A 23,730-nucleotide genomic window follows, 5' to 3' on the forward strand; every position below is an offset into this window, starting at 1 on the left:
CGCAGTCAAGCCCAAGGGCGCTTCGCCGCGGCCTGCTTTTCATAGTCGTCGATCTTGTCGGCCTTCTGGAGAGTCAGCCCAATGTCGTCGAGACCGTTCAGCAGGCAGTGCTTGCGGAAGGGGTCGATGTCGAATGTGATCACGCCGCCGTCCGGCCCGCGAATCTCCTGCGCCGCGAGGTCGACGGTCAGGGTGGCGTTCGCGCCGCGCTTGGCGTCGTCCATCAGCCTGTCGAGCTCAGCCTCGCTGACCGCGATCGGCAAGATCCCGTTCTTGAAGCAATTGTTATAGAAAATATCGGCGAAGCTCGTCGAGATGATGCAGCGGAGCCCGAAGTCGAGCAGCGCCCAGGGGGCGTGTTCGCGCGACGAGCCGCAGCCGAAATTGTCGCCGGCGACGAGGATGCGGGCGTTGCGGTAGGCTGGCTGATTCAGGACGAAATCGGGATTCTCGGAACCGTCGTCGCGATAGCGCATCTCCGAAAAGAGGCCCTTGCCGAGGCCGGTGCGCTGAATGGTTTTGAGATACTGCTTGGGGATGATCATGTCCGTATCGACGTTCATGATCGGCAACGGCGCCGCGACGCCCGTCAGCGTTGTGAATTTGTCCATGTTTCTTTCGGTGTGGCGCGAGGAGGTCTAGCGCCCTTTACCAAATCGCCGCAGCAAGGGCAAAGCGCCAAACGGATGAGGCGCGGCTCAAGCCTCCTGCGGCGCCATCTCCCGCCTCGAACCGCGCAGAAGCAGAAAACTGGCCAGCAACAATCGCGGCGCCCCAGAAGATGAAGCCCGCGTCATAGATCGGCCATTGCGCCCGATCGACGCGTTCATTCACATGATGAATGCCTGAGATGGTTGCCACCAAAGAAAATGCCAAGGCCCACGCCAAGAATGATCGCGGCGGCGGTCGGAAAGGCGCCCCGGGCGGGGGCGGGACGAATGCTGGCGGATTGCGTCATGGCGATTCCTGCTCCACCCCCGTAGACCTTTTGCAACGCCCGGGGCGGCGACGTGTTCCGCCCTCGCATTTTTACAAAGTCTTCTGCTAAAGGTGTTGGGCGAAGCTGAAGTCCGAGCGATCTCGCCATGACGCTGCCCACGACGCTGAACGGTCTGCTTATCGAAGTCCTCGGCTATCTCGCCGCGGCGGCGAGCGTGTTCGTTTATGTGTCGAACACCATGATCCCCCTGCGGATCGCGGCGATCCTCGCCAATGCGCTGTTCGCCGCCTACTTCTTTCTCAAGGGTCTCTACCCACTCTTCGCGCTCAACGCCTTTCTGGTCCCGGTCAACATCGTGCGGCTCCGACAGATCCGGCGGCTCGTCCAGGACATTCGCGCCGCCGCCTCCGAGGATTTCGATTTCGAATGGCTGCGTCCCTATATGCGGCCCTTAAAGCTGTCCGAAGGCTTCGTCCTGCATCGCATCGGCGATCTGTCCGAGGAAGCCTATCTCTTGGTGCGCGGCGAGATCCATCTGCGCGAACCCGACGTCACCCTGAAGCCCGGAACGCTCTTTGGCGAGATGGGCATGTTCACCAATGAAAATCGCCGCACCGCCACCGCGGTCGCCGCGACCGACGTCGAGCTTCTCTGCGTGCGCTATGACGATCTCTTGCAGCTCGCGGCGCAGACTCCGCAATTCGGCTTTTACCTGATGCGGCTGATGGTTCAGCGCATGCAGCACAATGTGGAGCTCGCCCGCGCCCGCAAGGGATGAGCGCTCCCCATTCCGTGCCGGTAAGCGTCCCCTTTCTGCGTCATGCCCGCGCTTGTCGCGGGCATCCACGCCGAGACACTGCGCCATGTTCTCCCGATCTGCGTCGCCATAAAGACGTGGATGGCCGGGACAAGCCCGGCCATGACGGGCGGGCGTTTACGAAATGCGTCGACGGAGAAACGAATGTCGCAAAAGATCTACCCCGTCCCGGACGACTGGAAAAAGCGCGCGCGCATCGACGAAGAGGCCTATCGCCGGCTCTACGAACGCTCAATCAAAGACCCCGACGGCTTCTGGGCCGAGCAGGCGCAGCGCATCGACTGGATCACGCCCTTTTCGAAAGTGAAGCGCACCAGCTTCGACACGCATAATGTTTCGATACGCTGGTTCGAGGACGGCACCACCAATGTCGCGATGAATTGCATCGACCGGCATCTGCCGGAGCGCGCCAACAAGGTCGCGATCATCTGGGAAGGCGACGATCCTTCCGTCTCGCGCCATATCACTTACGCCGAACTGCATGAGCAGGTCTGCCGTTTCGCCAATGTGCTCAAGGCGCATGGCGTCAAGAAGGGCGACCGCGTCACCATCTATCTGCCGATGATTCCCGAGGCCGCTTTCGCGATGCTGGCCTGCGCCCGCATCGGGGCGATTCACTCGGTGGTCTTTGGCGGCTTCTCGCCGGATTCGCTTGCGGGACGTATCGCCGACGCGGAATCACAGGTCATCGTCACGGCGGACGAAGGCCTGCGCGGCGGCAAGAAGATACCGCTCAAAGCAAATGTCGACGCCGCGCTCGACAAAGTGTCCGCGAAAACGGTCATTGTCGTCACGCGCACCGGCGGCGAAATCGACATGCAGCCCGGCCGCGATTTCCGCTACGAGGAAGAAGCCGCGCGCGTGCACGCCGATTGTCCCTATGCGGAGATGGACGCGGAAGATCCGCTGTTCATCCTTTATACGTCCGGCTCGACCGGCAAGCCGAAGGGCGCGCTGCATACGACGGGCGGCTATCTCGTCTACACATCGCTCACCCATGAACTCGTCTTCGACTATCGCGAGGGCGACGTCTATTGGTGCACGGCGGATGTGGGCTGGGTGACCGGCCACAGCTATATTGTCTACGGCCCGCTCGCCAATGGCGCGACGACGCTGATGTTCGAAGGCGTGCCGAATTATCCGAGCGTGTCGCGCTTCTGGGAGATCATCGACAAGCATAAGGTCGATATTTTCTACACGGCGCCCACCGCCATTCGCGCGCTGATGGCGGCGGGCGAAGCGCCCGTCAAAAAGACGAGCCGCAAATCGCTGCGCTTGCTCGGCTCCGTTGGCGAACCGATCAATCCGGAAGCGTGGGAATGGTATCATCGTGTCGTCGGCGAGGGCCGCTGTCCCATCGTCGACACATGGTGGCAGACGGAGACCGGCGGCGTGCTGATCTCGCCGCTGCCTGGCGCGATTGATCTGAAGCCCGGCTCGGCGACGCGGCCCTTCTTCGGCGTCGCGCCCGAAATCGTCGATCCGCTCGGCAATGTTCTCGAAGGCGCGTGCGAAGGCTTGCTCGTGATCTCGGATTCATGGCCGGGGCAGATGCGCACCGTCTATGGCGATCACGAACGTTTCGCGCAGACCTATTTCTCGGCTTTTCCCGGCAAATATTTCACCGGCGATGGCGCCAAGCGCGACGCCGACGGCGATTACTGGATCACCGGCCGCGTCGACGACGTCATCAATGTCTCGGGCCATCGCCTTGGCACGGCGGAAGTCGAGAGCGCGCTCGTCGCGCATGAGAAAGTCTCGGAAGCCGCCGTCGTCGGCTATCCGCACGACATCAAGGGGCAGGGCATCTATGCCTTCGTTACGCTCAACCAGGGCGTCGCGGCGAGCGAACATCTGCGCAAGGAGCTGGTGCATTGGGTGCGCCATGAGATCGGGCCGATCGCGACGCCCGACATCGTGCAATTCGCGCCGGGCCTGCCAAAGACGCGCTCGGGCAAAATCATGCGGCGCATCCTGCGCAAGATCGCCGAAGGGGAATTTGGCGCGCTGGGGGATGTCTCGACGCTCGCGGACCCGGGGGTGGTGGAGGAGCTGGTGAAGGAGAGGCCAGGGACTTAATTCCCCTTAGAGGACTGCAATTATGAGCCCAGAATTTCAGCTGGCCGTCGAATCGCTGCATGCCAAGTTCGAACATTTGATAGAGTCGTCGCCGTATGAAAAAGGAGCGATCCTTCCCAAAAAAGGAGTCTATCTCTTTAGCGAGAATGGCAGCCACTTCTATGTTGGTCGTTCGAACAACATCCGTCAGCGTCTCCGGCAGCACACCCTCCCTTGCTCGCAAACGAACCAAGCTGCGTTAGCTGCACTCATGGCTCGCACGGAGACCAATCGAAAAGTTGATTACCGAAAAGGTGCCCGCGAAAGACTGTTAAATGATCAAGAATTCATGAATTCCTTTAGAAGGGCAAAAGAACGCGTCCGAGCAATGGAGTTTCGAGCAGTCGAAGAGACGGATCAAACTAAGCAGGCACTTTTGGAGATTTATTGCGCCATCACGCTCAAGACCCCGCATAATGATTTCGGAGTCCATTAGCTTTCACCGGGCCGCCCCTAAGGCAACGGCTTCAGTTTATTCTTATCAAACAGCGCCAATGCTTCCGGCGCGAGAACGCCGCCGGTGATCTCGACCGTCAGAAAGGGCGCGGCCTGCGCCACGGCTTTGCTCGTGATCATGATCTGGCCGATTCGCTTCTCAAGCTGCTCGACCGACGCGGCGTAGACGACGCGCCCCATGCCGCACCAGACGATCGCGCCCATGCACATCGGGCAGGGCTCGCCTGACGTGTAAAGCGTTGCGCCTTTTAAATCCTTGGCCGGATTGTCGGCGACGAAGCGGCGAATCGCCACCATCTCGCCATGCGCTGTCGGATCATTGTTGGTGACGCCGAGATTGCGGCCCGTCGAGACGACCTTGCCGTCGCGCACGATCACGGCGCCAAAGGGAAAGTCGCCCTTGGCGGCTTCAGCGATCGCCATCCGCATGAAGCCTTCGTCTTCCGGCAGGACGGGCGCGCGCTTGGCATGGCCCTGCGCCGGCGCGGCGCCAAACGCTACCCCAAAACCTGCGCCCATCGTCGCCAGCGCGGCGCGCCGATTGAAGCGGCCGCCGTCGCGGCCGCATGTCGTTTGGCTCATCCCCCGCTCCAGCGCGCTTTTCGGCTTCACCCGCCAACTTGACACAGCGAACCCCTCGGCGCCACACGCGGCGACGCAAACAATAATAGGCAGGGACGGTTACGCATGGTGAAGGCTTTCATTTTTCCCGGTCAGGGATCTCAGGCGGTCGGCATGGGCAAGGCGCTGTTCGACGCCTTCGAGCCCGCGCGCGCGGTTTTCACCGAGGTCGAAGATGCGCTGTCGCAGCCGCTCTCGAAACTCATGTTCGAAGGCCCTGAATCGGAGCTGACGCTCACCGCCAACGCCCAGCCGGCGCTGATGGCGGTTTCGCTCGCGACGATTCGCGCGCTGGAAGCCGAATGCGGCCTTGATCTTTCGCGCCACGCGGCCTTCGTCGCCGGACATTCGCTGGGAGAATATTCGGCGCTCGCGAGCGCCGGCGCGCTGACAATCTCTGACACGGCGCGCCTCCTGCGCATTCGCGGCGACGCGATGCAGAAGGCGGTCCCTGTCGGAGCAGGCGCCATGGCGGCGCTGCTCGGCGCCGACCTCGATCAAGCGCGCGCCATCGCTGAGGAGGCGGCGACGGCGGCGAACGGCGTCTGTCAGGTCGCCAATGACAATGGCGGCGGCCAGGTGGTGCTTTCGGGCGCCAAGGCGGCCGTCGACAAGGCGATCGACATCGCCAAGGAGAAGGGAATCAAGCGCGCGGTGCTGCTGCCGGTCTCCGCGCCCTTCCATTGCGCCTTGATGCAGCCCGCCGCCGACGCCATGCGCGAGGCGCTCGCCGGAGCGGCGATCAGCGCCCCGTGCGTTCCGGTCGTCGCCAATGTGACGGCGGAGCCGACGCGGGACCCGGAGGCGATTCGCCGACTGCTCGTCGAGCAGGTCACCGGCGCGGTGCGCTGGCGTGAATGCGTGGCCTATATGGCGAGTCACGGCGCGACCAAGTTCGTCGAATGCGGCTCGGGCAAGGTTCTCGCGGGGCTATTGAAGCGGATCGCCCCGCAGGCCGCCGGCATTTCGGTCGGCGCGCCCGGCGATTTCGACGCCTATCGCGGCTTCGCGTAGAGGCGCGGGAAGAGAGACGGAAGCGCCAAAAGAAAAGGCCCGGTCGCGAGGACCGGGCCCATTCTCTCGACCGTAAGGCCGATCGGTAAGAATTAGTACTAGGATTAGTACTTGGCCAACACCGGCGCCGGAGAGCCGAAGTGGAAGTGGTAGTTGATGCCCGCGCGGATCGTGTGGAAGCGCGTGCGGTTGTTGGTGCTGTTGAGGCCCCAACCCGGGTTGAACGCCCACAGCCAGTTGTTGTTGTTCCCGGTGCCGCTGATCTGCGTATACAGATACTCGACCTTGGCGGACCAGTTCGGGAAGAACATCCACTCGGCGCCGCCGCCAGCGGTCCAGCCCGTCTGCACGGCGCTGTTCTGGTTCCACCAGCTGTTGCGCTGCACTTCGCCATAGGCGAAGCCGCCCGTGCCGTAGACCAACAGTTGCGGGCTCAGCAGGGTGATGCCGACGCGGCCGCGAACGGTGCCGAACCAGTTCAGGCGCGCCGAGCCTGCGCCGCCGCCGAAACCGCCGAACAACCACCAGTTGTTGTTGTTTCCGCCGCCAGAGCCGAGGCTCGTGCCCTGGAAGTCGGTCTCAACGCCGACGACGAACATCGGCGTAACCTGGAAGTTATAGCCGAGCTGACCGCCGCCGATGACACCGCCGGTGTTGTTGTTGCCGTTGTTCCAGCCCCCGTTCCAACCCTGATTGGAGGAGTTGCTGGCGTAGAAGCCACCGCCGAGGTTAAGACCGGCGTAGAACCCGGTCCAGGTCATGATCGGCGGCGGGGGGATGTACGGCGGAGGAGCCTTGTGGGAGGGTAGATCGGCGGCGTTCGCGGCGCCGGCGAAAAGCGCCGTCGCCAGAGCCAGGGCCGAGATCGCTGTCTTCATCTCTCTATCCTTCATTTCGAGCCAACTTAAATTAATAGGTGCGCGTCAGTCCTGTGACTCTCTCGGACGTTTAAGGACGCTGACCCCCAAGCACGGCGGACTGTGCGCAAATTTCGCGCGGGAAACAACAAACAGAAGGTAAAATCGGGCCCAAAAGACCCAAAAGATTTCGACTGTTGCAGTTACGCCACAATGAAATTTGACGCCGATTCCGATGCGTTGTTGAGCAATTCAGTCTCGAATCCGTCGCTTGCGAAACGAAGCCGGACTGGCGCCCATTTTCTCCCAATATCCGACCGGGCATCGGCGGCGTCCGCCGTTGTGGAGGCGGTCGTTTGAAGTTGAACCGCGGCTGAAAAAAGGCCACTCCCCCGAACTGAGCTATAAAGCTCGCGCCATCGGCGCGAGGGAGGAGAGGGGGAGATATGTTTGATCTTAACGGCAAGACTGCGCTGGTAACGGGCGCGAGCGGCGGAATCGGCGCGGCGATCGCGCGCGCACTTCACGCCGCCGGCGCGACCGTGGCGCTTTCCGGCACGAGGAAAGAGGCGCTCGAGGCGCTTGCCGGCGAATTGAACGGCCGCACGCACATTCTGCCCTGCAATCTTTCGCAAAAGGACGAGACCGAGAAACTCGTGCCGGCGGCGGAGGCGGCGATGGGCGGTCTGGACATTCTCGTCAATAACGCCGGCATCACCCGCGACATGTTGTTCATGCGCCTCAAGGACGAGGACTGGGACGCCGTCATCAACGTCAATCTGACGTCGGCCTTTCGCCTGTCGCGCGCGGCGCTGCGCGGGATGATGAAAAAGCGCTTCGGCCGGATCATCCAGATCACTTCGGTCGTCGGCGTGACCGGCAATCCCGGGCAAGGCAATTACGCCGCCGCCAAGGCGGGCATGATCGGCATGTCGAAGTCGCTGGCCGGCGAAGTCGCCTCGCGCGGCGTGACCGTCAATTGCGTCGCGCCCGGCTTCATCGAAAGCCCGATGACCGACGCGCTGACAGACGCCCAAAAGGAGGCGATCCTGCGCATGGTGCCGACGGGACGGCTCGGGACCGGCGCCGACGTCGCCGCCGCCTGCGTCTATCTGGCCAGCGCCGAGGCCGCCTATGTCACCGGCCAGACCCTGCACGTCAATGGCGGCATGGCCATGATCTAGGAGCGGCGAATCGCCCGGAAAAACGCGTCTGCGGCGACCTTTCGCCGCGTCCGTGAGAACGCGGGGGCGCCTCTCGCCATGCTCGGGGAAGTATGCTACCAGACCTCGCCGCTGAGGGGCGGCGTCGCCGCGATTTAAACCCGGTGGAGCAAGCCGCAACGCGTCTCGCACACATCAGGGCGATCGGCGCGCGATGGCAGTTTACAAGGGATGAAGGGCGATTATGGAGCGCGCCAGCAGGCCTGCTCTAAATCGCCGCAAGGCGCGTGAAGCGCCAAACGCAGACAGGGATCAAAGAAGATGAGCGATGTCGCCGAGCGCGTGAAAAAGATTGTTGTCGAGCATCTCGGCGTCGAAGCCGACAAGGTCGTCGACAAGGCCAATTTCATCGACGATCTGGGAGCCGATTCGCTCGATACCGTCGAACTCGTCATGGCTTTCGAGGAAGAATTCGGCGTCGAGATTCCCGACGACGCCGCCGAGACGATTCTCACCGTGGGCGATGCGGTGAAGTTCCTCGAAAAGGCGAAAGCCGCCTGACGAACTTAAACATCCAAGCGCGCGGCGAATCCTCTCGCGAGGCTTCGCCGACGCCGCCATTTCCGACAACATAAAAGTTCGAGAGTAGAGCCATGCGCAGGGTGGTCGTCACCGGTCTTGGCGTCGTATCTCCTTTGGGCTGCGGCGTTGAGACAAATTGGCGCCGTCTCGCCGCCGGAGAATGCGGCTTCAAACGTATCGACACGTTCGAAGCGTCCGACCTCGCGTGCCAGATCGCGGCGGTCGTGCCGCGCGGCGACGGCAAAGACGGCACATTCAATCCTGACGATTGGTTCGATCCCAAAGAGCAGCGCAAGGTCGATGATTTCATCATCTATGGCGCGAGCGCCGCGACGCAGGCGTTAAAAGACTCCGGCTGGGTGGCCGACACCCCGGAGAAGCAGGAATCGACTGGCGTTCTGATCGGTTCCGGCATCGGCGGCCTCGGCGGCATTTACGAAACCTCCGTCACCTTGAGAGAGAAGGGACCGCGCCGCGTGTCGCCTTTCTTCGTCTCGGGCAGAATCATCAATCTCGTGGCCGGCTATGTCTCCATCATGCATGGGCTGAAGGGCCCGAATCATGCGGTGGTGACGGCCTGCGCCACCGGCACGCACGCCATCGGCGACGCGGGGCGCATCATCGCGATGGGCGACGCCGACGTGATGGTCGCCGGCGGCGCCGAATCGCCCGTCAATCGCATTGGCGTCGCCGGCTTTGCCGCCTGCCGCGCGCTGTCGACCGGGTTCAACGATCGCCCCGAAGCCGCCTCCCGGCCCTATGACAAGGATCGCGACGGCTTCGTGCTGGGCGAAGGCGCCGGCTGCGTCGTGCTTGAGGAATATGAGCACGCCAAGGCGCGCGGCGCGAAAATCTACGCCGAACTTATCGGCTACGGCATGTCGGGCGACGCCTATCACATCACCGCCCCGTCGCCCGACGGCGACGGCGCCTATCGCTGCATGAAGGCCGCGCTAAAGCGCGCCGGCGTTTCCGTAAGCGAGATTGATTACGTGAACGCGCACGGCACGTCGACGCCGCTCGGCGACGAGATCGAACTGAAGGCCGTCGAGCGCCTTCTCGGCAATGTCGAACCCAAGCTCGCCATGTCGTCGACGAAATCTGCGATCGGCCATCTGCTCGGCGCCGCCGGCGCCGTCGAAGCGATCTATTCGATCCTGGCGATGCAGGCGAATGTCGCGCCGCCGACCCGCAACCTCGACAATCCCTCGGTTGCAACGATGATCGACCTCGTGCCGCACAAAGCCCGCGAGAAGGAAATCAATATCGCTTTGTCGAACTCGTTCGGCTTTGGCGGCACGAACGCCTCGCTGCTGTTTCGCCGCGCATCCTGAACATCGGCGCTCAGCCGGCGCATTCGAACGCCTATCTCGCGATACGCCGGAGCCTGCGAACGGAAGCGGCGCATTCCTGAATTCGCCACAATGAGGCATAGTGTAAGTCCTCGGCGATAATCGGCGTGAGATCTTCGACGTTTGATGGGCGTAGTGCGATGAGCGAAGCGGACAATAAAGGCGCGCCCGAAAAGCCAACAGACGCCGCAGCAGCGGCGCCAAGCGAGCCGACCCCGGCCGAAAAAGGCGCGCGGCAGAGCGAAGACCTCACAGTTCCAGAAAGCCTGAACGCGCCCGCAAAGGAATCGGGCGCACCGCCGACGGAAGTTCCGCCGCCCGACGCCTCGCCGGTGAAAGAGCCGCACACGGTCGCGTCTTCGCCGCAGCCGCCGAGCGCGGCGAAGGCTGAAGCGCCTCTGCCCGAGCCGCCGAAAGCTCCCGCACCGCCAGCGGGTGACATCGCGAAGCCCGCGCCGCCGCCGTCACCTACAGGCAAACCTGAAGCGCCCCCGCTCCAACCGCCCGGCCAGCCCTCGGCGAAAAAGCCCGACGCCGCCTCCCCCGAAGCCGGCATGTTCGGGCGGCGCGCCACGCAGCAAAGCGCTAAGCAGGTAGAGGCCGCGCCTCCGCCCAAAAAGCGTAAGCGCCGCGAAGGAACGCTTTCGGTGGCGAGCGGCTTCCTGAGTTTTGTGCTCGTCGCGCTTGTCGCCGGCGTCTTCGGCCTCATCGCCGCCATGCACAAGCTGAAAGAGCCCGGACCGCTCGCCGCCGACAAGGTCGTCTATATTCCGCCGCGCAGCGACTTGCTTGAGATCATCTCCCAACTCGAGCGCGAAGGCGTCATCGCCAATTCGACGCTCATGCAACTCGGGATCGTTCTCGAAGGCAAACTCGGCAAGCTGAAGCCCGGCGAATATGGCTTCAAGAAAAACATCAGCCTGCGCGACGTGATCAATCACATCGCCTCCGGCCGCCAGATCATGCACAGCGTGACCATTCCGGAAGGTCTGACTTCGGAACAAATTGTGCAAAAGCTGAAAGAGGCCGAACTGCTGGCAGGCGATGTCGTCGACCTTCCGAAGGAAGGCGCTCTGCTGCCGGAGACCTATAAATACCCGCGCGGCTACCCTCGGGCGCGTCTCCTCACAAAGATGCAGGAGGATCAGCGCAAGACGCTCGATGCAATCTGGGCGAAGCGCTCGCCGGACCTGCCATTGCGCACGCCCTACGAACTGGTGACGCTGGCGTCGATCATCGAAAAGGAGACCGGCAAGGACGAAGAGCGGCCGCACGTCGCCGCCGTATTCGTCAATCGGCTGCGCAAAGGCATGCGCCTTCAGTCTGATCCCACGATCATCTACGGCCTCGTCGGCGGAAAAGCGACGCTCGGCCGGCCGATCATGCGCGCCGAGATTGAGAAGTGGACGCCTTACAATACCTACGCGATCGACGGTCTTCCGCCGGGACCGATCGCCAATCCTGGCCGCGCAGCACTTGAAGCCGCCGCGCATCCGGCGCCGACGCGCGATCTTTATTTTGTCGCCGACGGCACGGGCGGTCATGTCTTCTCCGAATCGCTCGACCAGCATTCGCGCAACGTCCAGAACTGGCGGCGACTGGAGAAGGAGAAGACCGATGGCGCGGTTGATCGCGCCACGCCCGGCGTTCCCGCGCCGGCCGCGCCCAAGCCCGACAAGCGCACGCAGGCGCCCGTCGGACGTCTCGTCACGCTTGCCGAGAGTCACGAAGACTTTCCGCCGAACCGGGCCATGGCGCCGGATGACGGCCCGACTCACCGGCTCGGCAAATTTGGTTACGCCGAAGCCGATTTTTTCCTCGGCGGCTATGGCGACCGCACGCAGGTCCAGGCGGCTGAATATGCCGCCTTAAGGCGGGCGCGGCCCTTCTTTACCGAGGACTCCGTGCAGCTGCGCGCCAAGGCGCTGTTCGACCCTATGCTTTTCGTCGGCCGCCCGCCGCCGCCCCGTGCGGAGGAGGAGCGGCTTAATCCGGATATGACGACGATTGCGCGCGAAAGTCCCGACGCTCAGCCTGACGATGGCGGCGAGATCGCCGCCTATCCCGTCTCGCCGGCGCAGCGCGCCGAACAGAGGGCCCGCGCAGCGCGTCTCGGGCTTGCGGCAGGCTCCGACGAGCTTCCCAGCGAAGCGCTCGGCGGACGACTCGTTCAGGACGCCGCGCCGCCGGCGGGCGCCACGGCTTTGGCCGCGGCAGGCGGACGGCCCTTTCGTCCGCGCGCCTTCGACGCCTCAGAAGGCACGCCGCTCGACCCGCTGCGTGACAAGAGCTGGGATCTCACCTCAGCTAAGACGGTCCCTATGACGAGCGATTTGCGGTAAGGCCGGCGCGGCGATAGTCAGGCGGGGCGCAGGTCGGCCTCACGCCGATTCGCCGTCTCGGAGTCGCCGCCGCAAATGAGCATTCACAGCATGACGGGATTCGCCCGCGTTCAGGGCGCCGTCGCCGCCTTTCGCTATGCGTGGGAGATCAAGAGCGTCAACGCCAAGGGACTGGACCTGCGTCTGCGCGTCCCGCCCGATTTCGACTTCGTGGAGATCAAGGCGCGGGAAAAAATCGCGAAGCGGCTCGCGCGCGGGGCGGTCTTCGCCAATCTTGTCGCAAAGCGCGAAGACGAAAGTCAGGTCGCCCGTCTCAACCGCGCCGCTCTGGACGCCCTTCTCGCCACGCTCTCCGAACGCTCGCCGCCCGCCAATGTCGGGCCCGCGACGCTCGATGGTCTGCTCGCGGTGCGCGGCGTGGTCGAGATCGTCGAGCCCGAACTGTCGGAAGCCGATCGCGCCGAACTCGACGCGCATATTCTCGGATCGCTGGACGAAGCGCTTGACGCGCTGACCGCCTCCCGCGCAGCGGAGGGCGGCGCTCTGGCGGCGGTTCTTCATCAGCGGCTCGACCGGATATCGATCCTCGCCGCGCAGGCCGACGCGGCGCCGGCGCGACAGCCGGAAGCAATTCGCACGCGGCTGAAGCAGCAGCTTGCGCGCCTCTTGGAGAACGCCGACTCCCTCGATCCGGCGCGACTGCATCAGGAGGCGGCGCTGCTTGCGGTTCGAGCCGACATTCGCGAGGAGCTCGACCGATTGAAGGCGCATGTCGAGAGCGCTTCCAAACTGCTCGTCGCGGGCGGCCCGATCGGCCGCCGTCTGGATTTTCTGGCGCAGGAGCTTGGCCGCGAGACCAACACGCTATGCGCCAAATCGAACGACGCTGGACTCTCGGCCATCGGGCTTGAACTGAAGATCGAGGTCGAGCAGCTGCGCGAGCAGGTTCAAAACATCGAGTGAAGAGCGAGTGGACAGCGAGGCCGCTACTCGCTAACTCGCTACTCAATATTGGCTACTCGCTCTCGAAAAGTCATGCTTCCGACTCCATCCAGCCGCCGCGGCATTGTCCTCATCCTTTCCTCGCCCTCCGGCGCGGGCAAGACGACGCTGACGCGGATGCTGCTGCAGGACCGCGATCTCGACTTGACGCTGTCGATCTCGGTAACGACGCGCACAAGGCGTTCGAGCGAAGTCGACGGCATCCATTACAGCTTCATCTCGGAACGCCGCTTCGTCGCGATGCGCGACGCCGGCGAACTCCTGGAATGGGCCGAGGTACACGGCAATTTCTACGGCACGCCGCGCGCGCCGGTCGAAGACATCCTGGCGCAGGGCCGCGACTGTCTCTTCGACATTGACTATCAGGGCACGCGCCAGGTGCGGGAGAAGATGGGCGCTGACGCCGTCACCGTCTTCATCCTGCCGCCGTCGATGGACGAGCTGCGCGCCCGACTTGAGCGGCGCGCCGAAGATACGCGCGACGCGATGGCGCGACGGCTGGAGAATGCGCGCAAGGAAATCGCGCGCTGGAAAGATTACGACTATGTGATCGTCAACGACGATCTGCAGCGCGCCTTCGACGATCTGATCGCGATCCTGCGCGCCGAACGACAGCGACGGCCAAGGCGCGACAAGGAAATCGAACAATTCGTCGCCAAGCTGTTGAGCGAATAGCTCTTCGCGCGCGGCGCGCTAATTCCTCGAAATGGCCGCTGTCGCTCTCAAGCGCGTGTACGAACCCGCCGAGCCGGAAGACGGAACCCGCGTGCTCGTCGACCGGCTTTGGCCGCGCGGCCTGCGCAAGGACAAGGCGGATCTTGATCTCTGGGCGAAGGACGTCGCGCCAAGCGATACGCTGCGACGCTGGTTCGCGCATAAGCCAGAGCGCTGGGAAGAATTTGAAAAGCGCTATCGCGCCCAGCTTGCCGCGCCCGAGGCGCAGCCGCAGGTCGAGGCGCTTCGCGCCATGACGCGCAAAGGCCGCGTTACATTGCTCTATGCGGCGCGCGATGAGTCGATGAACAACGCCGTCGTGCTGCGAGACTATTTGCGCAAGCGTCACTGAGCCGAAAGCGCATTGGCCAGAGCGACGAAACCGGCGACGTCGATTTCTTCCGCGCGTTTGGTTCCGTCTATTCCGGCCGCCGCGAGCAGCGCCGCCGCATCGACGCCAAGCGACTTCAAACTTTGCCGCAACATCTTGCGGCGCTGTCCGAAGGCGGCTTGCGTGACGCGCGACAATGCGTGTGGATCGCAGTGAAGCGGCCTGGGATTTGGCGTCAGCTCAATGACGGAAGAGGTCACTTTGGGCGGTGGCGTGAAGGCGGCGGGCGACACATCGAAAAGAATGCGCGCCTTCGCGCGCCAGCCGCACAGCACAGCGAGCCGACCATAATCGGCGCGCTCTTTCGGCGTCGCGACGATGCGCAGCGCGACCTCTTTTTGAAACATCAGCACATAGCGATCGAAGACCGAGGGCCAGGGTTCCGCTGCGATCCATTTCGTCAGCAACGCCGTCGCGACGTTGTAGGGAAGATTCGCGCAGATTCGGGCGGAAACTCGGTTGTCATTCCCGGCAGGCCGAAGGCCTGATCGGGAATCCTGAGCAACGGCGTTCTTATCGGAATCTGCCCTGGATTCCCGATCGCTCGTTTCACGAGCGTCGGGAAGGACAGGCGCGTGGGTCCGCACGAGCTCTGCAATGTCTATCTCCAGCGCATCGCCTTCGACGATCGTCAGCCGGCCTGGATAATAAGCTGCGATCTCTTCAAGCGCTGGCAAACACCGAGGATCGCATTCGACGGCGATGACTCGCGCGCCTTGCTCGAGCAACGCACGCGTCAGCCCGCCGGGACCGGGACCGATCTCGACGATGATCGTGTCATCGAAGGGCCCGGCGGCGCGGGCGATGCGCGCGGTGAGATTGAGGTCGAACAGAAAATTCTGTCCGAGCGACTTTTTTGCGTCGAGTCCGTAACGGGCGACGACCTCTCGCAGCGGCGGCAGCGCGTCGACCACTTAACTGATGCGTCCTGCAAGTTTGATCGCCTCGATCAGGCTTGTCGGATCGGCGATTCCTTTGCCGGCGATGTCGAAGGCCGTACCATGATCGGGCGACGTGCGCACGAAGGGAAGGCCGAGCGTGACATTGACGCCGCGCTCAAAGGCGAGCGTTTTGATCGGGATCAACGCCTGATCATGCGTCGGACACAGCGCCACGTCATATTTCGCGCGAGCGGATTCGTGGAACATCGTATCGGCGGGAAAAGGTCCAGACGCATTGACGCCGCGCGCGCGCAATTCGGCGATCGCCGGCGCAATGGCGTCAATCTCCTCGCGGCCGAGCGCGCCCTCTTCGCCCGCATGAGGGTTTAGGCCGGCGAAAACCAGGCGCGGCTTACTGATGTGAAAACGCGCGCGCAGATCATGCGCCACAATCTCTCCCGTCTCGACGATGAGTTCGCGCGTCAGCTTTTTCGAGACGTCGGCGAGCGGAATGTGAATCGTGATCGGAACGACGGCGAGCTCGTCCGACCACAGCATCATCACCGCGCGGTAATCGCCGCCATAATGGCGATGCGCGAGCTGCGCCAAAAACTCGGTGTGCCCGGGATGTTTGAATCCGGCGTCATAGAGAACCGATTTCGCGATCGGATTGGTGACGACGGCGCGCGCTTCGCCCTTGGCGACGCATTCCACCGCCTGCTCGATGGAGCCAATTGTTGATTGAGCGTCATGACAATCGGGACGGCCTGGCGCGCCGGCGACAACATGACGCCCCGTATCGACGACAGGCAGCGCACGCGAGAAGACATCGCGGGCCTGCGCCGCCGTTGTGCTTTCAATCTGGATTTCGAGCGCGAGAGTGGCCGCGACTCGGGCGATGAAAGCTGGATGGCTGAGCAAAAAAAACGGTGGCAGATTGCGCGATTCGCGCATGACATAGGCCATGAGCGCGAGCTCCGGCCCGATGCCTGAAGGGTCGCCTTGAGTGAGGGCGATGGGTGCTGTGGCGTTCATCTCGCCGCGAAACGCAGCGAAGCGCGAAGGTCAAATTGGCCCCAAGAAGACATTGCGCGAAATTGGCGCAATGCAGTCAGGAAATCAAATCCGTTCCAGCGCAAATCGCGTCCTGGCGGCGTCAGGACGCGCTTATCCGACTGCTCAGTCGTACATCATGCCATGTACGCCATAGTAACGCTGATCCGGCCAAGCATAGGTCTTGCCACGCGGAGTGGCGGCGGACCACTGCGCAGGGCTTTGATCCGCGATCGCTGGGTCGCTGGGATGGGCAGAGCGACGAGCGCGAGCGGAGCCATAATTGTCTTGGGCGACGGCGGACGCGATTGATGCGGGCGCAATGAAAGCCGCCAGCGCGACAAGCGTAAGCATGCGCTTCATGAGGAACGCTCCTTCAGTCGAAGCTCCCTCCGTGTGAGGCGCCGGAAAGCCGGACGCTCGGATGCTCGACCCTTACTGTAATATCACTGTCATAAAACCGTGGTAGGGGCGCCGCCCGAAATTGTCATAGGTCCACGCACGCGCAAAAAATCCGGCGCGCGCCTGCCAACAGCGCGCCGGATATTCTGAAGAATATTCGACCGAGATGAGTTGCGACGCGCGCTAGGCCTTGCTGGCCTGAGCGCGCGGCACGCCTTCCTTGTCGAGCAGCGCGACGAGCTCGCCGCTCTGGAACATTTCCTTGGCGATGTCGCAGCCGCCGATGAATTCGTTCTTCACGTAAAGCTGCGGAATCGTCGGCCAGTTGGAATAGGCCTTGATGCCGTCGCGTATCGCTCCATCGGCGAGCACGTTGATCGCCTTGTAAGGCACGCCGAGGTGGTTGAGGATCTGAACCACCTGCATGGAGAAGCCGCATTGCGGCGCCTGCGGCGTACCCTTCATGAAGAGCACGACGTCGGAGGATTCGATCTCGTTCTTGATGCGCGTGTTTGTATCTGCAGTGCTCACTTTGTCTCCTCGCAGCGCCTGATCGGCGCGGCCGTCAGTCGAACATCATCCCCTGACAGGCGCGCCTTGCGTCGACATCATCGCCGTATTTGTGTAGCTGCCGCAAATAATTGCAGCCCAGAAAATAGGCGTTGGCCCATTGCTGATACTGCACCCACGCCGGCGCGGCCGGCGCGCAGCAAGGCCCGCGCCAACGCTGTGCAAAAGCGTTGCCACTAGAGAGCGCGCAAATAAGGGCGAGAAGCGCGACCGTCAATGTCTTCCTCATGACCTATCTCCGACTCTTGAGCGCGCCTTCGCCCGAAGCGGATCAGTCCAGCGCCATTCCGTGATGCCGGCGCCGATCATGGTGATAGTAGTAGTGAGTGCTGTCTCCATAGTGGCCGAGATGGGCGCAGGAGCGATGATTCCATCCGCTGCGCTCACAGGCGGCGTGGTTCGGATGGCGGTCCGGCGACACATGACGCTTGTGATCCGCAAGCGCGGATTGACTCAAGGCGGACAGTCCCAGAACTGCCGCCAACAGCACGCGTTTGATCATTTGAAAGCTCCCCAGCTGAGCGAAGGCTACGTGTTACACATATGTCACACGCAGTCCGCTTCAACGGGGCTAAACGCTTTCCGGCGCCCGCGTCGTCAGTTGCAGCGCATGCAATTCGCCGCCGAGCCGGTCGCCGAACGCGGCGTTGACCAGTTGGTGCTGCTTGACGCGGGTGAGGCCGCGGAAGCTTTCGGACACGACCGTCGCCGCCCAATGATCGTCGTCGTTGACGAGCGCGGTCAGCTCCACCTGCGCGTCGGGTATGGCGGCCTTGATCAGACGCTCGATTTCAGCGGAGGGCATGGGCATTTTATGACACCTGTGTCGGGAAAGCGCCCGAAAGCGCGTTGTCATCTCCGGCCATGAAGGCCGGCAGCGGGGCTTCATGCGCCTTGCGCAGCTCGGTCAGCAATATCGGCGCCTCGCCGGGCAGGATCAAAGCGTCGCCCCCGACGCGGCCGATCGCCAGAATGGGCACGCCCGCCGCCGCGCCCTCTCGGATCACCTCGGCGGCGTCCTCGCCCTGCGGGACCGTCACGAGATAGCGCGCCTGATCTTCCCCAAACAGCGTCGCGTGTCCGGGACCCGATGGGACCTCCGCGATTTCGGCTCCCATGTCGCCGCAGAGCGCCATTTCCGCCAGCGCGACGGCGAGGCCGCCATCCGACAGATCATGCGCCGCGCTGGCGCGCCCGGAGAGAATCAGTCCCCGAACGAAGTCGCCGTTCCGGCGCTCGGCGGCGAGATCGACCGGCGGCGGCGCGCCGTCCGTGCGCCCGCATAGATCATGCGCATAGGCTGACTGGCCGAGCCAGCCTTTCGTCTCGCCGATGAGCAGGATCGCGTCGCCGTCTCTCGCAAAGCCGGTTTGCGCCGCCTTGGCGACGTCGGCGATCAGTCCGACGCCGCCGATCGCCGGGGTGGGCAGAATGCCGGCGCCCTGCGTCTCATTGTAGAGCGAGACGTTTCCCGAAACGATGGGGAAGTCCAGCGTGCGGGCGGCTTCGCCGATCCCCTCCAGGCAGCCGACGAATTGGCCCATATATTCGGGCCGCTCCGGATTGCCGAAATTCAGATTGTCGGTGAGCGCCAGCGGCGTCGCGCCGCGCACGGTGATATTGCGCCAGCTTTCAGCGACCGCCTGCTTGCCGCCCTCGTAAGGATCGGCGGCGCAATAGCGCGCGGTGACGTCGGTCGTCAGCGCCAGGCCTTTCGGTCCCTCCTTCACCCGGACCACGGCGGCGTCGCCGCCGGGAGGCCGCACGCTATTGCCGAGTATGAGGTGATCATATTGCTCCCACACCCAGCGCTTGGAGCAGAGATTCGGCGTCGCCAGGAGTTTCAGCAGCGCCTCGCGGTTCGATAGAGGCGATTTGATCGACGCCGCATCAAGCGCCGGCTGCTTCGGCGTTTGCGTCCAAGGCCGGTCGTAGACCGGCGCTTCGTCGCCGAGTTCCTTGATCGGCAGATCGGCCTTGAGCTCGCCCTGGTGCTTGACGACGAAGCGCAGCGTGTCGGTCGTCCTGCCGACGATCGCGAAGTCGAGTCCCCATTTTTTGAAGATCGCCTCGGCTTGCTCTTCCAGTTCGGGCTTGAGAACCATGAGCATGCGCTCCTGGCTCTCCGAGAGCATCATTTCATAGGCGGTCATGCCCTGTTCGCGGCAGGGAACGGCGTCGAGGTCGAGCTCGATGCCGAGATTGCCCTTGGCGCCCATCTCCACCGCCGAAGATGTCAGTCCGGCGGCGCCCATATCCTGGATGGCGATGACCGCGCCCGACGCCATCAGCTCCAGGCAGGCCTCTAACAGCAGCTTTTCCGAAAAAGGATCGCCGACCTGCACGGTGGGGCGCTTTTCCTCCGCGTTCTCCTCAAAGGACGCCGAGGCCATGGTGGCGCCATGGATGCCGTCGCGGCCGGTTTTGGAGCCAAGATAAACGATCGGATTTCCGACGCCGGCGGCGGCCGAATAGAAAATCGAGTCGGCCCGCGCAAGCCCGACCGCCATGGCGTTGACGAGAATATTGCCGTCGTAAGAAGGATCGAATTCCGTCGAGCCGCCAACGGTGGGCACGCCGAAACTATTGCCGTAGCCGCCAACGCCGGCGACGACGCCCGCCACGAGCCGCCGCGTCTTGGGATGCGAAGGGCGGCCGAAGCGCAGGAGGTTCAAGCAGGCGATCGGCCGCGCCCCCATCGTGAACACGTCGCGCAGAATGCCGCCAACGCCCGTCGCCGCGCCTTGATAAGGTTCGATAAAGGAGGGGTGATTGTGGCTCTCCATCTTGAAGACGCAGGCGTCGCCATCGCCGATGTCGATGACGCCGGCGTTCTCGCCCGGACCGCGAATCACCCAAGGGGCTTTGGTCGGAAGCTTGCGCAGATGCACGCGCGACGACTTGTAGGAACAGTGTTCGTTCCACATCGCCGAGAATATGCCGAGTTCAGTGAAGCTCGGCGTGCGGCCGATGAGAGTCAGGATGCGCGCATATTCATCGGGCTTGAGGCCATGCGCGGCGCCGAGTTCCGGCGTAACGGCGGGTTCGGTCGCGCTCACTTAACCTCGCATTGACGTGAAAATCTCAGCTGCGCTTCAAGAGTCTTCGCCGCGCTGCGGCGGCGCAAGGATTACTGCGCGCCGTCTGGCGCGGCAAGCCGCGCCTATGCCTAAAATCGCATCCAAGACGCTGTGCACGGCAGCGGTTGCAGCAAAGCGATGCTTGCTATCTCACATTAATCTCAAGGGAATGTTGCCCCAGAGCCACAGCGGCCAAGAATGAGCATGCCACAGCCTAATTTTGCATCAGACTTAGTTGCATTACAGAAATTTTATAGCAACGTGAAAGGGACTTCGGCGCCTTCGTCGTCGACCGTCTACCGTAGAATTTAATCCGGGGGTTCCGATGAAGAATTTTGTTCGCGGCGCGCTAGCCGCTCTTGTGGTCGGGAGCGTGGGCGCCGCCGCCCAGGCCGCCGACCTGCCCAGCTATAAGGCTCCGCCGCCGCCGCTTCCGCCGGTGTTCACCTGGACGGGTCTCTACGGGGGCGTCAACATCGGTTACGCTTTCGGCGCCAGTTCTCAGGAGACTGGCGGCCTCGGCTATCTTAGCGCCGGCGGTCTTGCGGCGGCGCCGCTCGGTTCGGCCTGGACCACCGGACAGAATCTGCAAGGCGTCGTGGGCGGCGGACAGCTCGGTTACAATTATCAGTTCAACCCGTGGCTCGTCCTCGGCGCCGAGGCGGACATTCAGGCCGCCGATATCGGGTCCCACGGCAACGCGGTGGTGGGAATCGTCGATGCCCTAGGACCCCATGTGCAGTCGGTCAATTCTACGAAGAAGGTCGATTGGTTCGGCACGGTGCGCGGCCGGGTCGGCTTCACGCTGCCGTCCATGCCCAATCTGATGGTTTACGGCACGGGCGGCTTCGCCTATGGCCAGGTCGTCCACAATGTCGGATTCGCCGATAATTTCCTCACTCAGGGAGTAAGCTCCATCGGCCACGGCTATTACGACAACACCAAGGTCGGCTGGGCGGCTGGCGGCGGCCTCGAATGGTCGCCTTCTATGTTCCCGGCGTGGTCGCTCAAGGCCGAATATCTCTATGTCGATCTCGGCTCGACGCGCGCGAATTCGGTCCCGCTCAATGGCGGCGTCCCCTCGATCGGCCTCGGCGTCACGACGCCGCTGTTCGCAGGGACGCAGAGCTCGCCGACCCGCTTTCACACGGTTCGCGCGGGCATCAACTGGCACTTCGACCCCTTCGCGGTTGTGGCGCCTTCGAGCACGAGCGGCGCTCTTCCGTCCGTCAAGGGACCCCCGCCGGCCTTCGTCGACAACTATCAGCCGTTTCAGGTCCGCCTGAAGGTTGGCGGCGTCATTCCGCTCAACGGCCATGGCACGGTTTACGACTCGGGCGCCGGATATCCCGGCTTGGGCTCCATTGGTCGGCTCTCGGGCCTGACCGGCGCGAATGGCGTCATTGCCGGCGCGAGCACGAACACGTCGACGTCCATCATCCCGATGATCGACGTGGCCTATTACCTCACCAAGAACTGGGCGATCGAAGCGATTTGCTGCATTGCGCCGGCTCACATTCAGGGCACCGGCACGATCGCCAGCGACTTCGCTCGCACCTGGGTGTTCCCGCCGTCCATCATGGCGCAATATCACTTCACCAACTTCGGCGCTTTCCAACCCTACGTCGGCGTCGGCGTGAACTTCACGACCTTCTGGAATACGCGCGTCAACAACGACACTTGGTCGATTCCCTTCGCGCCTGGCGCTCCGCTCGCCGCTGCTGGCGGAGTGTTCAGCACATTCCAATACGCCACGGTTGCTCCTTCCTGGGGCGTGGTTGGACAAGCTGGCTTCGACTATATGCTCAACGACCATTGGGGCGTGAACCTCGACTTCAAATATGTCGGCTTGCACCCGATGGTTCACTCGACAGTGGTCTCCTTCGCGCCGGCGGCGCCTGCGCTGGGTGCGATCTTCATTCCGGTCAAGGTGTCGCTGCCGATCAATCCGATCGTCATCTCGGCGGGCCTCACCTATCGCTTCGGCGGCAGCCTCCTGTCGCCGCTGTTCTAAAATTTGCGGTCGATGAGAAACCGGCCCTTGCGGGTCGGTTTCAGATGACAAGCAAACCCCCGGCTCGCGCCGGGGGTTTTTCATTTGCCGGGGTCTCGCTGAGATGGCGCGCCAACAGCGCTTAAGGAGCGACGCGCGCTCAGCTTGTTCGCACACGTTTCGCAAGATGTGCATGCGATCTTTTCATGCATTCGAATCATGGGTGAAGGCGATGGCCGGCCGCCGGCTTCCCGGCTGGCTGACGCTGACGGCGCAGTCGTTTGACAATTTCGGTAGGCGGGAACTGGCGATCGAGGAAAGCCGCGCTACGCCTGGCCAAGCGCCATTGGCGCAGACAGACGGCGCCATCTATCTGACTCTGGCGCCGGACGCCGTTTGACGTCGACGGGGCGCTCAAGGGGAAATCTATTTGGTCAGCAGCCGACAGATCGAGTCAAGCTGCTCCAATGATTCATAGCGAATCCGAAGCTCGCCCCTTTCATCCTCGGCGCGAAGTTCGACACGCATGCCGAGGGCGTCGCTCAAGGTCTTTTCGATCGCGCGCGCGTCGGCGTCCTTGACGGAATTCCTCGCCGAATTCTTGGCGGAACGCGGCGAGCGTCCCGACGGGCCAGCCTCGTCGGCATGGTCCTTCGCCAAACGCTCGACGTCGCGGACCGTCAATCCCTTTTCGACGATGCGCCGCGCCACTGCCGCCGGATCGGCGACGGCAAGGAGCGCGCGCGCGTGACCGGCCGAAATCGCGCCCTCGGCCACGAGCTTTTTCGCCTCCTCGGGTAAATTGAGCAGGCGGATCGTATTGGCGATGTGAGGCCGGCTCTTGCCGATGATTTTCGCGATGTCGCCGTGGGAATAGCCAAACTCCGCGCCGAGCCGCTCATAGCCCTTCGCCTCCTCGACGGCGTTGAGGTCGGCGCGCTGCACATTTTCGATGATCGCGAGTTCGAGCGCTTCCTTGTCGTTCGCCTCGTGAATGACGACCGGCACGTCCGAGAGCCCCGCCATCTGCGCCGCGCGCCAGCGCCGCTCGCCCGCGATGATTTCATAGGCGTCGGCGACGCCGACGATGACGCGCACGATGATGGGCTGGATCACGCCCTTCTCGCGAATCGATGCGGTCAGTTCGGCCAGATCCTCTTCGCGAAAAGAAATGCGCGGATTGCGCGGGTTCGGGCGCAAAAATTCGATCGGCGCCTTTCGTGGCCCGCGCGGCCGCTCGGCCGGGGCGGCGTCAGCGGCGGCGTCGCCGAGAAGCGCCGCCAATCCCCGGCCCAGCCGGCGCCGCGATTCATCCGCCATCTTGAAAGGCTCCTTCTTGGCTCTTAGGCCGCTTGGCTTTTGGGGTGCTGGGCTTGGGGTGC

Annotated in this window: 26 protein-coding genes; 13 read left to right on the plus strand and 13 right to left on the minus strand. The window is 63.2% G+C overall.

The window, feature by feature from the left end:
* Positions 1 to 5: 5 nt before the first annotated feature.
* Complete coding sequence (gene leuD, locus HUN39_RS07090) at positions 6 to 611, minus strand: 3-isopropylmalate dehydratase small subunit (RefSeq protein ID WP_175093777.1); 606 nt, start codon at positions 609 to 611, stop codon at positions 6 to 8.
* Between the two features lie 37 nt (positions 612 to 648).
* Positions 649 to 888 (minus strand): hypothetical protein, encoded by a 240-nt coding sequence (locus HUN39_RS07095; RefSeq protein WP_232365969.1) that lies wholly within the window; start codon positions 886 to 888, stop codon positions 649 to 651.
* 197 nt (positions 889 to 1,085) lie between these two features.
* Here HUN39_RS07095 and HUN39_RS07100 point away from each other — a divergent pair, with 197 nt between their 5' ends.
* From HUN39_RS07100 to HUN39_RS07110, 3 genes are all read left to right on the plus strand, one after another.
* Positions 1,086 to 1,718 (plus strand): Crp/Fnr family transcriptional regulator, encoded by a 633-nt coding sequence (locus HUN39_RS07100; RefSeq protein ID WP_175093778.1) that lies wholly within the window; start codon positions 1,086 to 1,088, stop codon positions 1,716 to 1,718.
* 183 nt (positions 1,719 to 1,901) lie between these two features.
* Positions 1,902 to 3,836: an acetate--CoA ligase gene (acs, locus tag HUN39_RS07105; RefSeq protein ID WP_175093779.1), complete on the plus strand. Its 1,935-nt coding sequence runs from the start codon at positions 1,902 to 1,904 to the stop codon at positions 3,834 to 3,836.
* 22 nt (positions 3,837 to 3,858) lie between these two features.
* A complete protein-coding gene (locus HUN39_RS07110; RefSeq protein WP_175093780.1) occupies positions 3,859 to 4,311 on the plus strand; it encodes a GIY-YIG nuclease family protein in 453 nt (150 codons plus the stop codon).
* Between the two features lie 17 nt (positions 4,312 to 4,328).
* Here HUN39_RS07110 and HUN39_RS07115 read toward each other — a convergent pair whose 3' ends face one another.
* Entirely contained in the window at positions 4,329 to 4,913 is a 585-nt protein-coding gene (locus tag HUN39_RS07115) for a nucleoside deaminase (RefSeq protein ID WP_232365970.1), read from the minus strand.
* 105 nt (positions 4,914 to 5,018) lie between these two features.
* Between HUN39_RS07115 and fabD the strand changes: the two genes are divergently transcribed.
* Positions 5,019 to 5,966: an ACP S-malonyltransferase gene (gene fabD / locus HUN39_RS07120; RefSeq protein WP_175093781.1), complete on the plus strand. Its 948-nt coding sequence runs from the start codon at positions 5,019 to 5,021 to the stop codon at positions 5,964 to 5,966.
* 104 nt (positions 5,967 to 6,070) lie between these two features.
* Here fabD and HUN39_RS07125 read toward each other — a convergent pair whose 3' ends face one another.
* Positions 6,071 to 6,844 (minus strand): outer membrane protein, encoded by a 774-nt coding sequence (locus HUN39_RS07125; RefSeq protein ID WP_175093782.1) that lies wholly within the window; start codon positions 6,842 to 6,844, stop codon positions 6,071 to 6,073.
* A 425-nt stretch (positions 6,845 to 7,269) separates the two neighbouring features.
* On the opposite strand from HUN39_RS07125, the gene fabG reads away from it, so the two are divergent.
* The 7 genes from fabG to HUN39_RS07160 all read left to right on the plus strand — a co-directional run bounded on the left by fabG (position 7,270) and on the right by HUN39_RS07160 (position 14,330).
* Complete coding sequence (fabG, locus tag HUN39_RS07130; RefSeq protein ID WP_175093783.1) at positions 7,270 to 8,007, plus strand: 3-oxoacyl-[acyl-carrier-protein] reductase; 738 nt, start codon at positions 7,270 to 7,272, stop codon at positions 8,005 to 8,007.
* Between the two features lie 300 nt (positions 8,008 to 8,307).
* A complete protein-coding gene (locus HUN39_RS07135) occupies positions 8,308 to 8,547 on the plus strand; it encodes an acyl carrier protein (RefSeq protein WP_014891668.1) in 240 nt (79 codons plus the stop codon).
* 92 nt (positions 8,548 to 8,639) lie between these two features.
* Positions 8,640 to 9,902 carry a beta-ketoacyl-ACP synthase II gene (gene fabF / locus HUN39_RS07140; protein ID WP_175093784.1) on the plus strand — a complete coding sequence of 421 codons (1,263 nt, stop codon included), beginning with the start codon at positions 8,640 to 8,642 and terminating at the stop codon, positions 9,900 to 9,902.
* Positions 9,903 to 10,474: 572 nt separating this feature from the next.
* Positions 10,475 to 12,262, plus strand: a complete 1,788-nt coding sequence (gene mltG / locus HUN39_RS07145) for an endolytic transglycosylase MltG (protein ID WP_232365989.1) — start codon at positions 10,475 to 10,477, stop codon at positions 12,260 to 12,262.
* 75 nt (positions 12,263 to 12,337) lie between these two features.
* Positions 12,338 to 13,225 (plus strand): YicC/YloC family endoribonuclease, encoded by an 888-nt coding sequence (locus HUN39_RS07150; protein ID WP_175093786.1) that lies wholly within the window; start codon positions 12,338 to 12,340, stop codon positions 13,223 to 13,225.
* A gap of 72 nt (positions 13,226 to 13,297) precedes the next feature.
* A complete protein-coding gene (gmk, locus tag HUN39_RS07155) occupies positions 13,298 to 13,939 on the plus strand; it encodes a guanylate kinase (protein ID WP_175093787.1) in 642 nt (213 codons plus the stop codon).
* Positions 13,940 to 13,970: 31 nt separating this feature from the next.
* On the plus strand, positions 13,971 to 14,330 hold the full coding sequence (locus HUN39_RS07160) for a DUF488 domain-containing protein (RefSeq protein WP_175093788.1): 360 nt from the start codon (positions 13,971 to 13,973) through the stop codon (positions 14,328 to 14,330).
* On the opposite strand, the gene HUN39_RS07165 is transcribed toward HUN39_RS07160, so the two are convergent.
* The 8 genes from HUN39_RS07165 to purL all read right to left on the minus strand — a co-directional run bounded on the left by HUN39_RS07165 (position 14,324) and on the right by purL (position 20,334).
* Complete coding sequence (locus tag HUN39_RS07165) at positions 14,324 to 15,283, minus strand: ribosomal RNA small subunit methyltransferase A (protein ID WP_175093789.1); 960 nt, start codon at positions 15,281 to 15,283, stop codon at positions 14,324 to 14,326. The genes HUN39_RS07160 and HUN39_RS07165 overlap by 7 nt on opposite strands.
* Positions 15,284 to 16,285 carry a 4-hydroxythreonine-4-phosphate dehydrogenase PdxA gene (gene pdxA / locus HUN39_RS07170; protein ID WP_175093790.1) on the minus strand — a complete coding sequence of 334 codons (1,002 nt, stop codon included), beginning with the start codon at positions 16,283 to 16,285 and terminating at the stop codon, positions 15,284 to 15,286.
* A 144-nt stretch (positions 16,286 to 16,429) separates the two neighbouring features.
* Positions 16,430 to 16,666 (minus strand): hypothetical protein, encoded by a 237-nt coding sequence (locus tag HUN39_RS07175; protein WP_175093791.1) that lies wholly within the window; start codon positions 16,664 to 16,666, stop codon positions 16,430 to 16,432.
* A 222-nt stretch (positions 16,667 to 16,888) separates the two neighbouring features.
* A complete protein-coding gene (gene grxD, locus HUN39_RS07180; RefSeq protein ID WP_175093792.1) occupies positions 16,889 to 17,236 on the minus strand; it encodes a Grx4 family monothiol glutaredoxin in 348 nt (115 codons plus the stop codon).
* A gap of 34 nt (positions 17,237 to 17,270) precedes the next feature.
* Positions 17,271 to 17,504, minus strand: a complete 234-nt coding sequence (locus HUN39_RS07185) for a hypothetical protein (protein WP_123174490.1) — start codon at positions 17,502 to 17,504, stop codon at positions 17,271 to 17,273.
* A gap of 42 nt (positions 17,505 to 17,546) precedes the next feature.
* Complete coding sequence (locus tag HUN39_RS07190) at positions 17,547 to 17,777, minus strand: hypothetical protein (RefSeq protein WP_175093793.1); 231 nt, start codon at positions 17,775 to 17,777, stop codon at positions 17,547 to 17,549.
* A 69-nt stretch (positions 17,778 to 17,846) separates the two neighbouring features.
* Positions 17,847 to 18,086, minus strand: a complete 240-nt coding sequence (locus tag HUN39_RS07195; protein WP_175093794.1) for a BolA family protein — start codon at positions 18,084 to 18,086, stop codon at positions 17,847 to 17,849.
* Between the two features lies 1 nt (position 18,087).
* Positions 18,088 to 20,334 carry a phosphoribosylformylglycinamidine synthase subunit PurL gene (gene purL, locus HUN39_RS07200; RefSeq protein WP_175093795.1) on the minus strand — a complete coding sequence of 749 codons (2,247 nt, stop codon included), beginning with the start codon at positions 20,332 to 20,334 and terminating at the stop codon, positions 18,088 to 18,090.
* A 346-nt stretch (positions 20,335 to 20,680) separates the two neighbouring features.
* Here purL and HUN39_RS07205 point away from each other — a divergent pair, with 346 nt between their 5' ends.
* Both HUN39_RS07205 and HUN39_RS07210 read left to right on the plus strand, forming a co-directional pair.
* On the plus strand, positions 20,681 to 22,369 hold the full coding sequence (locus HUN39_RS07205) for an OmpW family outer membrane protein (protein ID WP_175093796.1): 1,689 nt from the start codon (positions 20,681 to 20,683) through the stop codon (positions 22,367 to 22,369).
* A 172-nt stretch (positions 22,370 to 22,541) separates the two neighbouring features.
* Positions 22,542 to 22,748, plus strand: a complete 207-nt coding sequence (locus HUN39_RS07210; protein WP_175093797.1) for a hypothetical protein — start codon at positions 22,542 to 22,544, stop codon at positions 22,746 to 22,748.
* A gap of 26 nt (positions 22,749 to 22,774) precedes the next feature.
* Here the strand turns inward: HUN39_RS07210 and HUN39_RS07215 are convergent, their stop codons facing one another.
* Positions 22,775 to 23,668, minus strand: a complete 894-nt coding sequence (locus tag HUN39_RS07215) for a ParB/RepB/Spo0J family partition protein (RefSeq protein WP_175093798.1) — start codon at positions 23,666 to 23,668, stop codon at positions 22,775 to 22,777.
* Between the last annotated feature and the right edge of the window lie 62 nt (positions 23,669 to 23,730).

The sequence above is a fragment of the Methylocystis silviterrae genome (assembly GCF_013350005.1).
Classification (GTDB): domain Bacteria; phylum Pseudomonadota; class Alphaproteobacteria; order Rhizobiales; family Beijerinckiaceae; genus Methylocystis; species Methylocystis silviterrae.